Genomic DNA, 15,444 nt, shown 5'->3' on the forward strand with positions numbered 1-15,444 from the left:
GAGCGGAGCAGAGTCTGGCCGGTCTTGCCGTCGCGGCCCGCGTAGGGCACGGTCGCCTCCGCGGCGGCCTCGCGCAGGCGAGGGGTGTGCAGGCCGGTGGAGGGCGTGAAGTTGACGTACGGGCAGCCCGCGCGCAGCGCGGCGGCGGCGTAGAGGGAACTGGCGGGCAGCCGCTCCCCGGCCGGGTCGGGCAACGGCTCGGTGGACGCCACGTTGACCACGACGGCCCGGCTGAGGTCGTGATCACGGACGAAGTCGGTGAAGTCGGCGGCGAACGCGGCGATCAGCTCCTCGTCACCGCGCTCGTCGTCGGACTGCGGGCCGCCGGTCCGGATCGCCGAGTCCGCGGCGGCCAACTCGGACCGTAGGGCGGCGGCCAGACCGTAGGGGAGGACGCCGCCGGCCTCCAGGACTTCCGCGCGCTTCGGGAGGGGGCAGGAGGCGGTGTCATGGCCGCCGAAGACGAGGCTCGCGAGCGGCGGGAGCCCGCTGTCGGCGAAGGGGGCGGTCTCGGTGACCATGCCGGTCGGCGGGTGCAGCCCGGCGGCGAGCGCGGCGCAGCCCGCCACGGCGGTGGTGGCGACCGAGCCCCGGGCGCCGATGAACCAGACTCCGGTGCGGGGCTGCCTGTCGGCAGCGGGTGTGGCGGCTGGGGTGGTCACGATCTGCCTCCCGATGGGCGTGGTACGTGGTGCCTGCGGCGCTTGGTGTGTGTGGTGCGTCGTGCCTGCGGCGCGCGGTGGTCGTGCGTGCGATACGCGGTGGGTCGTGGGTCGTGCGTGCGGTGCGCCGTGCCTACAGTCCGTGCTTGCGCGGCGCCTGCCGCACCTGTTGCTGCCTTGTGCCGGATGAGCCCGTGTCGTGCTGTGCCGTGCCGTGCCGTGCGATTCGTACCCATGCGAGCCCGGACCATCCGGACCGGATCGGACCGCCCCGTACCGCCCGGCAGCCTGCGCCGCAGCAGGGCCGACCCGCCGCGGCGCAGGGCCTGTCAGTGGCGGCGGCGGATCGCCGCCCGCGGCCTCGGCCCGCTGCCGCCCGCTATCCGCTCAGCTCCTTGACCCGGATATCGCGGAACGACACCTCGTCAGCCGCACCGTGGTTCTGGATGCCCACGTGGCCGCTGGTCAGGCTGCGGGCCGGGTCGGTGTTGGTGAAGTCGTTGATCTGGACGCCGTTCAGCCAGATCTTGAGGCGCTCCTTCTCCACCCGGATCTCATAGGTATTCCACTGCCCCGGCGGGTTGAGCGCCCGGTCGCGCGCCGCGAGGTCGGCCGACTTGAAGCCGTAGACCGAGCCGGTGGTGCGGTCGGGGGTGTCCGTGGCGTCGATCTGGATCTCGTAGCCCTTGTCGACCGCGGACCAGGGGTCATCGGAGGCGGGGAAGCCGAGGAAGACGCCGGAGTTGTCGTCGCCGGTCATCCGCCAGTCGAGTTTGAGCGAGTAGGACCGCATTTCCTTCTTGTGCCAGAGCAGTCCCATGCCTCCGGCGGAGGTCAGGGTGCCGTCGGCGAGGGTGAAGGAGCCCGGTCCCGCCTGCTTCCAGCCGGTGGTGGACGAGCCGTCGAAGAGCGGGCTGTAGCCCTGCTCGGGACGGCAGTCGGCCTTGACGGCGCCGGTCGCGTAGCGGATGCCGCCCAGGAGGTGGGTGCGGAACACGGGGTCGGTGAAGGATTCCTTGGTGTGGCCGCCGCCGGTGTAGAAGGACCGGCCGCCGCGGTACTCCTGGCACCAGGCGATGGGATGGTCGCCGTTCATCGTGCCGCCGCTGTACGTGGACTCGTCGAGGCTTGCCAGGACGTGGGCCCGGTCGCGGGGGTTGGTGCGGTAGTTGTACCACTCGTCGGTGCGTTCCCAGGTCCGGCCGAGGTGGGCCGTGGCGGGGTGCGCGCGGTCCTCGACCTTGACCGTGGCGCGCTGGATCACGGGGTGCGAGTCGAAGTACGCGCCGGCCAGGCCGCCGTAGAAGGGCCAGTCGTACTCGGTGTCGGCGGCGGCGTGGATGCCGACGTAGCCGCCGTCTGCGGCGATGTACTGCTCGAAGGCGGTCTGCTGGGTGCGGTTGAGGACGTCTCCGGTGGTGGAGAGGAAGACGACGGCGTCGTAGCGGGCGAGGTTGGCGGCGGTGAAGGCCGTCGGGTTCTCGGTGGCGTCGACGGCGAAGTCGTGCTTGGCGCCGAGGTCCTTGAGCGCGGCGATGCCGCCCGGGATGGAGTCGTGCCGGAAGCCGGCCGTCCTGGAGAAGACCAGGACCCGGTCCTGCGCGTTCTCGCGGGGCTCCTCCCGGGCGCTCGCCTGCGAGGGCAGGGCGAGGGCGCCGAGGAGGAGGACCGCCGCGGCGGCGGTGAGGCGTGCGGAGCGGTGCTTCATGCGGGGCTCCTTCCTGCGGTCCGGGGAAGGCGGCGGGGGCAGCCTTCCCCGGGCTGGTCAGCGGGTGGGGCTGCTCAGCGGGTCGCGACGGTGAAGTCGTCCACGTCGTACAGCGCTCCGGATCCGCCCTTGAAGACGAGGTGGAGCGCGGTGGTGCCGGACGGCGGGTTGCTCAGGGTGGTTCGGACGTCCTTGAAGGTGTTCCAGCCGCCGGTCACCGGCACGGTGGCGGTGCCGAGCAGCTTGCCGGTCGGGGAGCCGGACCGTACTTCGAGCCTGCCGCCGGCCCCGCCGGAGGAGACCCGGGCGGTGAGCGACGCCGCGTTGGAGAGCACATACGGCTTGAAGGAGATCCAGTCCCCGTTCTGGATGTCGCCGACCGCTTTGCCGCCGTGCGCCGTGCTGTGGCTGACGACCTTGACGCCCTTGGACTCGTTGTAGTGCTCGCCCTGGCGGTGCTTGGGCTGGACGACGTTCTGGTCGTGGGTGGTCAGCGGGGGCTGGCCGTTCGCGCCCTTGTCGGTGTACTCGGCGTCGAAGACCCCGAAGATGTTGGCGTTGGGGTCGTGCTCGCCGTCGGCCGAGGTCTTGATGGTGCCCGAGCAGCCGGTGGCCGAGGTGACGGGGTGGCCGTGGCTGTCGTGGCCGAGGATGTGGGTGACCTTGATCTTGGCGCAGTCGATGGTCCCGTCCTCGGGGTCGGTCACCTTCACTTTGAAGGGGACCTCATCGCCGAAAGTGAACAGCTGTCCGTCCGCGGGTAGTTGGAGGGTGACCGTCGGGGCGGTGTTGCCGGACGTGATGTGGACGCTCGCGGAGCCGGTGCGGCCCGTGGTGTCCTTGACGGTCACCGTCGCGGTGTAGGTGCCGTTCGTCCGGTAGGTGTGGGTGGGGTTGGCGGACGTGGACGTGCCACCGTCGCCGAAGTCCCACGCGTAGGTCAGCGGGCCGCCGTCGGCGTCCGAGCTGCCCGCCGAGGAGAGCTTGACCGTGAGCGGGGTCTTGCCCGAGGTCCGGTCGGACTTGGCCTGGGCGACCGGGGAATGGCCGTCGGTGGCGTTCTCGATGCGGTAGAGCCCGGAGTTCTCGTCGCCGCCGAACCAGGCGGTGCCGTAGTCGAGGACGTAGAGCGCGCCGTCGGGGCCGAACTCCATGTCCATGACCTGGGTGCCGGTCCAGGGGAAGGCGTTGATGGACTGGACGGCGCCGTCGGCGCCCTGCTCGATGCGCTTGATCCAGCGGCGGCCGAACTCGCCGGCGAAGAAGTCGCCGTCGTACGCCTGGGGAAACTTCACCGGGGAGTCGAGCGCCGCGTCATAGCGGTAGACCGGGCCGCCCATCGGCGATTCGGAGCCGGTGCCGAACTCGGGGACGGAGCCGCCGTCGTACGGTATCCACGCTTCCTGCGCCGGGGGCAGGTCGGTCAGGCCGGTGTTGTGCGGCGAGGTGTTCTTGAGCGCGGCGCAGTCGAACGCGTCGCCGGATGCCTTGGTGGCGAAGTCGTAGTCGATGTACGGCTCGTTCTTGCCGACGCAGAAGGGCCAGCCGAAGTTGCCGGGCTTGGTGACGCGGGCGAACTCGACCTTGCCGGAGGGCCCGCGCTTGGGGTCGGCCGCTCCCGCGTCCGGGCCGTAGTCGCCGACGTAGACGATGCCGGTGGGCTTGTCGACGCTCATCCGGAAGGGGTTGCGGAAGCCCATCGCGTAGATCTCGGGGCGGGTCTTGGCGGTGCCGGGGGCGAAGAGGTTGCCCGCGGGGACGGTGTACGAGGCGTCCGCGCCGACCTTGATCCGCAGGATCTTGCCGCGCAGGTCGTTGGTGTTGCCCGCGCCGCGCCGGGAGTCGAAGGCCGGGTTGCGGTCCGGGCGCTCGTCGATGGGGGTGAAGCCGTCGGAGGCGAAGGGGTTGGAGTCGTCGCCGGTCGACAGGTAGAGGTTGCCGTCCTCGTCGAAGTCGATGTCACCGCCGACGTGGCAGCAGATGCCGCGCGAGGCGGGCACGTCGAGGACCTTCTTCTCGCTGGCCGCGTCAAGGGTCCCGTCGGTCTTCAGCACAAAGCGGGAGAGCCGGTTGACGCCGTCGAAGCGGGCGAAGTCGGCGGCGGTGCCGGTCTCCGGCGCGTCGCCCGACGGGGTGTCGAGCGGCGGGGCGTAGTAGAGGTAGACGAAGCGGTTGGCGGCGAAGCCGGGGTCGAGGCCGACGCCCTGAAGCCCTTCCTCGTCGTGCGAGTAGACCGGGATCTTGCCCGCGATCCTGGTGTTTCCTGCGGCGTCGGTGAGCCGGAGCGTGCCGTCGCGCGAGGTGTGCAGCACCGAGCGGTCCGGCAGCACCGAGAGCGTCATCGGCTCGCCGGTCTCCTCGGCCCCCTTGGCCAGGGCGACTTGCTGGAAGTCCTCGGCGAGCGGCGCGGCGGCGGGGGCGGCCGGCTCGCGCAGGTCCTGGGCCGAGGACGAGGGGGCGGCGAGGGCGAATGACGCGCCGGCGAACAGGGTGCTGACGACGAGCGCGAGAGCCTTGCGGGTTCTGAGCCGTTTCCTGTGCACGCGTGTCCTCCTGGGAGGTGGGACGGACGGGTAGTGGCCGTGCTGCCCGGCGGGGCCTGGGGGTGCCTTGAGACCGGCTGTTCCGGGTGCGGACGGGTCCGCCGCGCCCAGGAGGATGTACTGGTGACCCGTACACCTCAAGGACCGTAGCGGCGTTCTTCCGGTACCGAAAGCCCTTTCACCACAGCGAAGTTGGCTTCATCCCGAGGATGGACAAAGCCTGCGGGAGGCAGGGTTCAGCGGCCCGGCGGAGGGGTATCCGCCGGGCTTGTACGGGGCGGGCGGGGCCGGGCGCGTACGGGGCGGGACGCCCTGGCCGGGGCAGTCCGGGGCGGTACCGGCCGGGGTGGTCCTGAGCCGCCGCGGAGCCCGGCAAGCCGTCCTAGTTACCTTCCGAGCCGCCTTCCGAGCCGCCGAAGGCCGCGTCGAACGAGGCCGCCGGCGGGTCGAAGTCGTAGCGCTTGAGCGTCGCCAGCGCCTCGGGCGCGCCGATCAGCCGGTCCATCCCGGCGTCCTCCCACTCGACGGAGATCGGGCCCTGGTAGTCGATCGAGCGCAGCATCCGGAAGACGTCCTCCCACGGCACGTCGCCGTGCCCGCCCGAGACGAAGTCCCAGCCGCGCCGCGGGTCGCCCCAGGGCAGGTGCGAGCCGAGCCGCCCGTTGCGGCCGTCGAGGCGTTTGCGGGCCTCCTTGCAGTCCACGTGGTAGATGCGGTCCTTGAAGTCCCAGAGGAAGCCGACCGGGTCGAGGTCCTGCCAGACGAAGTGGCTCGGGTCGAAGTTCAGCCCGAAGGCCGGCCGGTGGCCGATCGCCTCCAGGGCCCGGTGGGTGGTCCAGTAGTCGTAGGCGATCTCGCTGGGGTGCACCTCGTGGGCGAACCGCACCCCTTGCGCGTCGAAGACGTCCAGGATCGGGTTCCAGCGGTCCGCGAAATCGGCGTAGCCCCGTTCGATCATGGCGGGCGGGACCGGCGGGAACATCGCGACCAGGTGCCAGATGGACGACCCGGTGAACCCGACGACCGTACGGACGCCAAAGGCCGCGGCGGCGCGGGCGGTGTCGGCCATTTCGGCCGCCGCCCGCCGCCGTACGCCCTCCGGCTCGCCGTCACCCCAGATCCGGGCGGGCAGGATCGCCTGGTGGCGCTCGTCGATCGGATGGTCGCAGACGGCCTGGCCCACCAAATGATTGGAGACGGCCCAGCACTTGAGGCCGTACTTGTCGAGAAGCTGGTGCCGGCCGTCGAGGTAGCCGGGCTCGTTCAGTGCCCGGTTCACTTCGAAGTGATCGCCCCAGCAGGCGAGTTCGAGTCCGTCGTAGCCGAAGTCGCGGGCCAGTCGGCAGACTTCTTCGAGCGGCAGATCCGCCCATTGTCCGGTGAAGAGCGTGAAGGGCTTTGCCATCCGGGCCTCCTACTGGCTCACGGGAGCGGATGCGGGAACGGGGCCGGTTCCGTCGGCGCTCGCGGAGGCCGGCAGCTTGGTGTAGACGCTGTCGTGCGCGGCGCTCTCCTCGACAGCGGCGAGCACGCGCTGCACTTGCAGGCCGTCCGCGAAGGACGGCGCCGGGTCGGCCCCGGCGGCGATCGCGTGCACCAGGTCGCGCGCCTGGTGGATGAACGTGTGCTCGTAGCCGAGCCCGTGGCCCGGTGGCCACCATGCCTCCAGGTAGGGGTGTTCGGGTTCGGTGACCAGGATGCGGCGGAAACCCGCGGCGGCGGCGGGCTCGGTGTGGTCGTGGAAGGAGAGCTCGTTGAGCCGCTCCAGGTCGAAGGACAACGAGCCTCGGTCGCCGTTGAGTTCGATGGTGAGCGCGTTCTTGCGGCCCGCCGCGACCCGGCTGACCTCGAAGGCGGCGAGGGCCCCGGATTCCAGCCGCCCGGTGAACAGCGCCGCGTCGTCCACGGTAACCCGGCCGCGCGCCGCTCGGCCGTTGGCGGCCGCGCTCAGCCCGGCGGCGGCCCCCGCGGGCAGCGGGCGCTCCCGTACGAAGGTCTCGGTGATCGCCGAGACCCCCACGATCCGCTCCCCCGCCAGGTATTGGGCGAGGTCCACGATGTGCGCGCCGAGGTCGCCGAGCGCGCCGGAGCCGGCGTACTCCTTCTGCAATCGCCATACGAGCGGGAACTCCGGGTCCACGATCCAGTCCTGCAGATACGTCACCCGGACATGCCGCAGCACCCCGATCCGGCCCGCCTCGATCATCTGCCGGGCGAGCGCGATGGCGGGTGTGCGGCGGTAGTTGAAGCCGACCATGGCCAGCTGTCCGCGGGCACGGGCCCGTACGGCCGCCGCGTTCATCGCCTCGGCCTCGGCGACGGTGTTGGCGAGCGGCTTCTCGCACAGCACGTGCTTGCCCGCTTCCAGCGCGGCTATCGCGATCTCGGCGTGGCTGTCGCCCGGAGTGCAGATGTCGACGAGCTGGACGTCGTCGCGGGCGATGAGCGCCCGCCAGTCGGTCTCCGCCGCCGCCCAGCCGAGCCGGCCGGCCGCCGCCCGCACGGCGGCCGGGTCACGGCCGCAGACGGCGGACATGACGGGGCGCAGCGGCAGGTCGAACACCCTGCCCGCGGTGCGCCAGCCCTGTGAGTGGGCCGCGCCCATGAAGGCGTATCCGACCATGCCGACGCCCAGGGTGGGCGTGGTCTCCTCGTTGTCCGTGCGGTCCATGGGGCCTCCTGATCGTGGTGGCGCGGTGGGGGCGGGCACGCACCGGTCAGCTGAAGCCCGTCGACAGGTACTCGTCGACGTTGTCCTTGGTGACGACGGCGGAGTACAGCGTGAGCGAGCTGGGGATCTCGTGTTCGGCGAGGCCGCCGACGCCCTTGCCCTGGCCGAGAGCGCGCGCTAGGTCGATCGCGGAGGCGGCCATGGACGGCGGGTACAGGACGGTGGCCTTGATGACGGAGGTGTCGGCCTTGATGGCGTCCATCGTGCGCCGGGCGCCGGCCCCTCCGACCATCAGGAACTCGTCCCGTCCGGCCTGCTCGATGGCCCGCTCGGCGCCGACGCCCTGGTCGTCGTCGTGGTTCCACAGCGCGTCGAAGTCGCTGACGGCTTGAAGGAGTTGGGCCATCTTGGCCTGGCCGGACTCGACGGTGAAGTCGGCCGCCTGCCGGGCGACCTTCTTGATGTTGGGGTAGTTCTTGAGCGCGTCGTCGAAGCCCTTGGAGCGCTGCCGGGTCAGTTCGAGGTTGTCGATGCCGGCCAGCTCGACGACCTTGGCGTTCTTCTTGTCCTTGAGCTGCTCGCCGATGTAGCGGCCGGCGTTGAGGCCCATGCCGTAGTTGTCGCCGCCGACCCAGCAGCGGTAGGCCTGCGGGGAGGCGAAGATCCGGTCGAGGTTGACGACCGGGATGCCGGCCTTCATGGCCTTGAGGCCGACCTGGGTCAGCGCCTTGCCGTCGGCGGGCAGGATGACCAGGACGTCGACCTTCTTGTTGATCAGGGTCTCGATCTGGCCGATCTGCTGGGCGGTGTCGTTGGAGCCCTCGGTGGTCTCCAGGGTGACGTCGGAGTACTTCTTCGCGCGGTCCTTGGCGTTCACGTTGATGGCGTTGAGCCAGCCATGGTCGGCCTGCGGTCCGGCGAAGCCGATGGTGACGGCCTTGCCCGGCTTGTCGTCGACGGCCCCGGCGGGCGCTGTGTCGGTGTTGTCGGTGTTGTCGGTGTCTTTGCCGTCATTGCTCTCATTGCTGGTGCAGGCGCTGAGCAGACCGCCGGCGGATAGCGCGGCAGTGCCCAGGAGCAGTCCTCTGCGGCTGGTGAGCGGTGTTTTGGGCACGGGGTACGACCAACCCTTCGATCGGATGGATCAGCTGGTGGCGGGTTTTCGGGGCTACGGCTTTTCGGGGCTACGGCTTCTCGGGGCTACGGCCTTCGGGGCGGCGGTGCGCGCCGTCAGGTGCGCGCGGTGCGGCGCTGGATCAGTACGGCGGCGACGATGATCGCGCCCTTGGCGATCTGCTGGACGTCGCTCTGCAGGTTGTTCAGCGCGAACAGGTTGGTGATCGTGGTGAAGACGAGCACCCCCAGGACGGAGCCCACGATGGTGCCCCGGCCGCCGGTCAGGAGCGTGCCGCCGATGATGGCGGCGGCGATGGCGTCGAGTTCGTAGAGGTTGCCGTTGGTGTTCTGTCCCGAACCGGTGAGCACGACGAGCAGGAAGGCCGCGATGCCGCAGCACAGTCCGGACAGCAGGTAGAGCATCAAGCGCTGCCGTTTGACGTCGATGCCGGCCAGCCGGGCCGCTTCGGGGTTGCCGCCGACGGCGACCGTACGGCGGCCGAAGGTCGTCCTGTTGAGCAGCAGCCAGCCGACGGCCACGACGGCGGCGAAGACCAGGACGAGCGGCGGGACGCCGAGCACATAGGCGTCCGGCAGGCCGAGGTCGAGCACCGAGGTGACCTCGACGACCTGCGTCTTACCGTCGGTTATCTGGAGCGCGAGGCCGCGGGCGGAAGCCAGCATGGCGAGGGTCGCGATGAACGGGACCATGCCGCCGAAGGCGATCAGCAGGCCGTTGACCAGGCCGCAGGCGAGACCGACGAGCACGGCGCAGAGCAGGATGCCGCCGAGCCCGTACTCCTGGGTGGCCACGGTCGTCGCCCAGACCGAGGCGAGCGCGACGATCGCGCCGACGGACAGGTCGATGCCGCCGCTGATGATCACGAAGGTGACGCCGACGGTCACGACGCCGATGACGGACGCCTGGGTGAGGACGAGTTGGAGGTTGTCGACGCTCAGGAACTCGTCGGGCTTGGTGAAGCCGCCGACCGCGACGAGGATCAGCAGCACCCCGACCAGCGAGAGGTTGCGCAGGTCCAGGTGTTCGATGAGGGAACGCAGCGGGCTTCGGCCCGGCGCTGTCGCCGGCTTCCCGGTATCGGTGGGCACGGTCTCGGGCGAGCTGCTCAACACGTCGGGCTGCCTTCCATGACGAGGTCGAGGACGCGGTGTTCATCGAGTTCCGAGGCCGGGCCCGTGTGCACGACGCGGCCTTCGCGGAGCACCAGCACCCGGTCGGCGAGGCCGAGGACTTCGGGCACCTCGCTGGAGACCAGCAGCACGGCCATCCCGTCGTCGGCCAGCCCCCTGATCACCGCGTACAGCTCGGCGCGGGCCCCGACGTCCACCCCGCGGGTGGGTTCGTCCAGCAGCAGCACCCGGCAGCCGCGCAGCAGCCAGCGCGCGAGCACGGCCTTCTGCTGATTTCCGCCGGACAGCGTGCGCACCGGCCGGTCGGGGTCGTCGGGGCGCAGCGACAGCTCGCGGATGCCGGCTTGCGCCGCGGCGCGCTCGGCGGAGCGGTCGATCCAGCCGGCCCGGGAGAACCGGGACAGCGAGGAGACCGACACATTGCGGGTGATCGATTCGAGCATCAGCAGCGCCTGCGCCTTGCGCTCCTCCGGCGCGAGGCCGAGCCCGGCGCGCACGGCGGCGGTGACGCTGCCGGGCCGCAGCGGCCGGCCCTCGACCAGGACGCGGCCCGAGGTGGCGCGGCGGGCGCCGAAGACGGTTTCCAGGATCTCCGAGCGGCCCGAGCCGACGAGTCCGGCGAGGCCGAGGATCTCGCCGGGGCGCAGTTCAAAGTCAAGCGGCTCGAACTCCCCCTCGCGGGCGAGCCGTTCGACCTTGAGGACCGGGGTGTTACGAGCCTGTCCGGCCGGTGAGCCGGGCACCGGGGACCGGGCAGGGAAGGTGTACTCGACGTTGCGGCCGGTCATCAGGGCCACGACGTCGCGGGTGGGGGTGGTGCGGGCGGGCAGCCCGCGGGCGGCGGCGCGGCCGTCCTTGAGCACGGTGACCCGGTCGCCGATGCGGCGGATCTCCTCCAGCCGGTGCGAGATGTAGACGACGGCGACGCCCGCCCGGGTGAGGTCGCCGACGATCCGGAAGAGGTTGTCGACCTCGTCGGGGTCGAGGGCGGCGGACGGCTCGTCCATCACGATCAGGCGCACGTCGTGGGAGAGCGCGCGGGCCATCGAGACGATCTGCTGACCGGCGGCGGAGAGGGTGCCGACGATCCGGCCGGGCGCGATCTCGGGGTGGCCGAGCCGGCGCAGCAGGTCGGCGGTGGCGGTCCGGGCGGCGCGGGCCCGTACGAAGCCGGCGGTGGCGCGTTCGTGGCCGAGGAAGACGTTCTCCGCCACCGACAGGTGTTCCACCAGGTCGAGTTCCTGGTAGATGGTCGCGATGCCCAGCCGCATGGCGGCGACCGGCGACTTGAGGGAGACCGGCGCGCCCCGCCAGGTGATCTCGCCGTCGTCGGGCTGGTGGGCGCCGGCCAGGACCTTGATGAGGGTGGACTTTCCGGCGCCGTTCTGGCCCAGCAGGCAGTGGACTTCACCGCTGCGCACGTCCAGGTCGACGCCGTCGAGGGCGCGGACGCCGGGGAAGGACTTGGTGATCCCGGACATGGTGAGGAGTGGATCGGAGCTGGAGCCGGAGCCGGAGCCGGAGCCGGAGCCGGAGCCGTGTTCGCGCTCCGGTACGGCTTGCTGGGGTGCGTCGTGCTCTGGCGCGACGTGATGTGGTGCGTCGTGCTCTGGTGCCATGGCGGACCTCCTCGGCGGGTGCGCCGGTGAGCGGGCAGGGTGAAGCGAGGCGTGGCGAAGCGGGGGCCTTGCGGCGGCTGCGGCGGTGCGGGACCGGGCGTGTGGTGCGGCGGTGCGGGACCGTACGGGTTGGGCGCGGGCCGTTACACGCGTGCGGATACGGGTGCGGTGGCGCCGTTCAGGCGGGGGAGAACAGGTGGTCGCTGATCAGGCGGGCCGCGCCGATGACGCCTGCGGCGGAGCCGAGTTCACCCAGGACTATGGGGAGATTGCCGGTGGCCAAGGGGAGGGACTGGCGGTAGACCTGGGTGCGGATGCTGGCGAGCAGCGTGTGGCCGAGGCCGGTCACCCCGCCGCCGATCACCACCAGGCCGGGGTTGAAGAAGCTGACGAGACCGGCGATGACCTGGCCGGTGCGGGCGCCGCCCGCGCGGATCAGGTCCAGGGCCGCCGGGTCCCCGGCCGCGGCGGCCGAGGCGACGTCGGAGGCGGCCAGCCGGCCGGCGGATTCGAGGATGGCGGCCAGTTCGGGCGACTGCCCGTTCACGGCGGCGGCCTCCGCGTCACGGGCGAGCGCCGATCCGCCGAAGTACGCTTCCAGGCAGCCCCGGTTGCCGCACGCGCAGGGGCGGCCCTCGGGCTCGACCTGGATGTGCCCGATGTCGCCCGCGCTGCCGGTGGTGCCGCGGTAGACTTGGCCGCCGACCACGATGCCGCAGCCGATGCCGGTGCCGATCTTGACGCAGAGGAAGTCCTGCACGGACCGGGCGACGCCCGCGTGCTGCTCCCCCATGGCCATCAGATTCACGTCGTTGTCGACCATCACGGGGCAGCCGAGTTCCTGGCTGAGCGCCTCGCGCACCGGGAAGCCGTCCCAACCCGGCATAATCGGCGGGGCGACGGGGATTCCTTCGGGGAAACGGACCGGGCCCGGCACGCCGATGCCCGCGCCGTCGAGCGCGTCGGCCACGCCGGAGTCCCGCAACTTGGCTGCCATGGCGAGTACTTGCTCGAAGACCGCGACGGGGCCCTCGCGTACGTCCATCGGCTGGGTGAGATGCCCGAAGACCTCCAACTCGGCGTTGGTGACGGCCACATCGACCGATGTGGCGCCGATGTCGACGCCGAGGAAGCGCAGCGTCGGCGCGAGCCGGATGTTGTGCGAGCGACGTCCGCCGCGCGAGGCGGCGAGCCCGTCCGCGACGACCAGCCCGGTGTCCAGCAGCCGGTCCACCTCGACGGCCAGCTTCGACCGCGAGAGATCGACCTGATCCCCCAGTTGGGCACGGGAATTGGGGCCACCGTCACGCAACAGGTGCAGAAGTCGTGCCTGATGCGTGTTCGCGGGTCGAGCAGTCATGCGTCTCACGCGCCCCTCCCTCCCCTGGCCGTCGGCATGGGGAACCGCGGCCACCCGCCTCACTCCCCGACGAGCGCGAAACGCGCCACGCCGGGCTTTCACGGGGAACGTAGCAGTGGCCGCCGGGACTGGGAAGAAGTTTGGAGCGAATCAGTGCGGACTTTCTCCTGATCGAGGACAAAGGCGGGCCCGAGGGCGGTGCGGGGGCAGCACGGCGGCCGTACGGGGCGGTACGGGCCGATCGGCGCGGCCCTGACGATCCCCCAGCCGGTCGCCCAGCACCCCGCCGCCGGGCGACCGGCGCGCAGTACCGGCGCACAGCTCTTCGAGCGCCCCGACGCCGGCGGGCGTGGCGCCGGCCGCGGCCGGCCGCCCCCACAGTCCACCGGGGCCGATCGTGAAGCCGCAGCCAAGAAGAGTGACAACCAGACCCGTGTGGTTCTTGTGAGTGGAGGGCCTGGCGCGTAGCTTCTGCCCACCGGACATCGGACATGGGATGTCCATATTGTCGTTCTGGTCACTCTGATCGCGCTGATCGCTCTGATCGTGCGGAAAGTGGGGGACATGGCATTGGATCTCCGAGCACCCGTCAGACGGTGGCGCCGCGGCGTCGTTCTGGCCGCCGCGGCGGCTCTCGCACTACTCCCCGCCCGTACCGGTTTCGAGCAGCGGGTTCTCTTCAAGGCGGCCTCCGAGCAGGGCTACGCGTGCTTCCGCATCCCGGCCATCGTCGAGTCGGTCCGCGGCACCCTGCTCGCCTTCGCCGAGGGCCGGGTGGACAACTGCGGCGACGCCGGTGACATCGATCTGGTGCTCAAACGGTCGGCCGACGGCGGCCGGACCTGGGGACCGCTCCAGGTCGTCGACGAGGGCCGCGGCGACACGCACGGCAACCCCGCGCCCCTCGTGGACCGGCGCACCGGCCGCATCCTGCTCGCCTCCACGTACAACCGGGGCCGCGACGACGCGCAGAACTGCGACGTGCCCTGCGACCGGATGCCGCACCTCCAGTACAGCGACGACGACGGCGCGGGCTGGTCGGCGCCCCGCGACCTGACCGACTCGATCCGGCCGGCCGACTGGAACTCCTGGTACGCCACCGGCCCCCTGCACGGCATCCAGCTGACCCGGGGCCCGCGCGCCGGCCGGCTCGTCTTCGGCGTCAACGCCGAGAGCTACGAGGGCTCGCGGATAACCGCCAACCACGCGGCCCTCGTGCACAGCGACGACGGCGGCCGTGACTGGCGCGTCGGCGCGGTCGACACCCACCTGGTCGCCCCGGACGGCACATTCCGGCAGAAGCCCTCGGAGATGGCCCTGACCGAGCGCTCGGACGGCTCGGTCTACGTCAACGGGCGCGAGCAGGACGGCACCGACCTCGGCCACCGTGACCACGCGGTCAGCCACGACGGCGGGCAGACCTTCACCGCGCCCTTCCAGGCCATTCCGGATCTGTACACCCCGATGGTCCAGGGCTCGCTCCTGCGGCTGCCCGGCCGGATGCTGTTCGCGGCCCCCGCCGACCCCGACCGGCGGCGCACCATGACGATCCGTTCCTCCTACGACCAGGGCCGCACCTGGGAGAGCGTCGACCGGGGGCGGACCGTGACCGCCGACTGGTCCGGCTACTCCGACATGGCCGCCATCAGCACCGGCGCGGGCGACTCGGGCTCGGCCGCCCCGGACGAGCCGGGAGCGGGCGGAACAGCCGCGCACGGCGGCACGGTCGGCCTGCTGTACGAGGGCGGCGCGGTCGACGCTCGCGACGAGATCCGGTTCGCGCGCTTCACCGGCGACTGGCTGGGCCCGCGCCGCGGCCCTGACCCGACCACCGACGACCGCACGCCGGGCGCCCGCGACGGCCTGGTGCTCGGCGGCCCGGTGGCGACCTCCGGCCGGTTCGGCCGCGCCCTGGAGTTCGACGGCGCCGACGACGCCGTACGACTGCCCCACCGGAGCTCGCTCCCGCTGGGCAGCCGCGATTTCACCGCGAGCCTGTGGTTCCGCTACAGCGCGGAGGGCGGTGAGCAGCCGTTCCTCTGGATGGGCGGGGTCGGTTCCAAGAACCCGCAGGTCTGGCTGCGTGGCGACCCCACGGGGCGGCGTGTCATGGGGCTCATCACCACGCTGGACGGAGGCAGCCCGGCCGCTTCCGCTTCGGTCCGCACCGACCGCGCGTACAACGACGGGCAGTGGCACCACGCGGCGCTGCGGCGCGGCGGCGGGCAGCTCACGCTGACCGTCGACGGCGTCTCCGTATCCACCCCGGATGTGCCGGGCAGTGTCAGCCGGAACTCGACCTTCGGCGTCCACGTGGGGCAGAAGCCGGACAGCAGGGCGCATCTGAGCGGCGCGCTCGACGAGGTGCGGGTATACGACCGCGCACTGTCCGACGCCGAACTCGACCGGCTCCGCGAGCGCGACATGGCGACCGGGCGGCCCGTGCTGTCCCTCCCGCTGGACCGGGTACGCCCCGCCGGGTGACGGCTTGCGCCGGGTGGCGGTGCCCGACCGGGTGACAGTTCCGGGCCGGCGCCGCCGCCTCGTACGCCGCCGCCTCGTACGCCGCCGCCGGGACGCGCCGCGCCGGCCACCCTCATGAGTCCCCTTCGG

General features: G+C 71.7%; 10 protein-coding genes. 1 reads left to right on the top strand and 9 read right to left on the bottom strand.

The window, feature by feature from the left end; genetic code table 11:
• The 9 genes from QMK28_RS20995 to QMK28_RS21035 all read right to left on the bottom strand — a co-directional run.
• A partial coding sequence (locus QMK28_RS20995) for an inositol-3-phosphate synthase (RefSeq protein WP_443050783.1) occupies positions 1-665 on the bottom strand: 665 nt, incomplete at its 3' end.
• Positions 666-1,041: 376 nt separating this feature from the next.
• Positions 1,042-2,370: a ThuA domain-containing protein gene (locus QMK28_RS21000; protein ID WP_326440220.1), complete on the bottom strand. Its 1,329-nt coding sequence runs from the start codon at positions 2,368-2,370 to the stop codon at positions 1,042-1,044.
• Positions 2,371-2,444: 74 nt separating this feature from the next.
• Complete coding sequence (locus tag QMK28_RS21005; RefSeq protein WP_326440222.1) at positions 2,445-4,913, bottom strand: carbohydrate-binding protein; 2,469 nt, start codon at positions 4,911-4,913, stop codon at positions 2,445-2,447.
• 382 nt (positions 4,914-5,295) lie between these two features.
• Positions 5,296-6,318, bottom strand: a complete 1,023-nt coding sequence (locus QMK28_RS21010) for a sugar phosphate isomerase/epimerase family protein (protein WP_326440224.1) — start codon at positions 6,316-6,318, stop codon at positions 5,296-5,298.
• Positions 6,319-6,327: 9 nt separating this feature from the next.
• Positions 6,328-7,584 (bottom strand): Gfo/Idh/MocA family protein, encoded by a 1,257-nt coding sequence (locus QMK28_RS21015; RefSeq protein WP_326440226.1) that lies wholly within the window; start codon positions 7,582-7,584, stop codon positions 6,328-6,330.
• Positions 7,585-7,630: 46 nt separating this feature from the next.
• The gene (locus QMK28_RS21020) at positions 7,631-8,698 is read right to left on the bottom strand and encodes a substrate-binding domain-containing protein (RefSeq protein ID WP_326440228.1); all 1,068 of its coding nucleotides are present in this window, start codon (positions 8,696-8,698) and stop codon (positions 7,631-7,633) included.
• A 116-nt stretch (positions 8,699-8,814) separates the two neighbouring features.
• On the bottom strand, positions 8,815-9,762 hold the full coding sequence (locus tag QMK28_RS21025; RefSeq protein ID WP_326440307.1) for an ABC transporter permease: 948 nt from the start codon (positions 9,760-9,762) through the stop codon (positions 8,815-8,817).
• Between the two features lie 65 nt (positions 9,763-9,827).
• Entirely contained in the window at positions 9,828-11,333 is a 1,506-nt protein-coding gene (locus QMK28_RS21030) for a sugar ABC transporter ATP-binding protein (protein WP_326440310.1), read from the bottom strand.
• A 316-nt stretch (positions 11,334-11,649) separates the two neighbouring features.
• Complete coding sequence (locus tag QMK28_RS21035) at positions 11,650-12,831, bottom strand: ROK family transcriptional regulator (RefSeq protein WP_326440230.1); 1,182 nt, start codon at positions 12,829-12,831, stop codon at positions 11,650-11,652.
• Positions 12,832-13,395: 564 nt separating this feature from the next.
• On the opposite strand from QMK28_RS21035, the gene QMK28_RS21040 reads away from it, so the two are divergent.
• On the top strand, positions 13,396-15,315 hold the full coding sequence (locus QMK28_RS21040) for a sialidase family protein (protein WP_326440232.1): 1,920 nt from the start codon (positions 13,396-13,398) through the stop codon (positions 15,313-15,315).
• Positions 15,316-15,444 lie beyond the last annotated feature (129 nt).

This window comes from Streptomyces sp. H27-D2 (genome assembly GCF_035828615.1).
Classification (GTDB): domain Bacteria; phylum Actinomycetota; class Actinomycetes; order Streptomycetales; family Streptomycetaceae; genus Streptomyces.

Bases quoted from the DNA above. Each gene is read 5' to 3' on its own strand.
- QMK28_RS21030 (WP_326440310.1), bottom strand. From the start codon at position 11,333: ATGTCCGGGATCACCAAGTCCTTCCCCGGCGTCCGCGCCCTCGACGGC.
- QMK28_RS21040 (WP_326440232.1), top strand. From the start codon at position 13,396: ATGGCATTGGATCTCCGAGCACCCGTCAGACGGTGGCGCCGCGGCGTC.
- QMK28_RS21035 (WP_326440230.1), bottom strand. From the start codon at position 12,831: ATGACTGCTCGACCCGCGAACACGCATCAGGCACGACTTCTGCACCTG.
- QMK28_RS21000 (WP_326440220.1), bottom strand. From the start codon at position 2,370: ATGAAGCACCGCTCCGCACGCCTCACCGCCGCCGCGGCGGTCCTCCTC.
- QMK28_RS21015 (WP_326440226.1), bottom strand. From the start codon at position 7,584: ATGGACCGCACGGACAACGAGGAGACCACGCCCACCCTGGGCGTCGGC.
- QMK28_RS21010 (WP_326440224.1), bottom strand. From the start codon at position 6,318: ATGGCAAAGCCCTTCACGCTCTTCACCGGACAATGGGCGGATCTGCCG.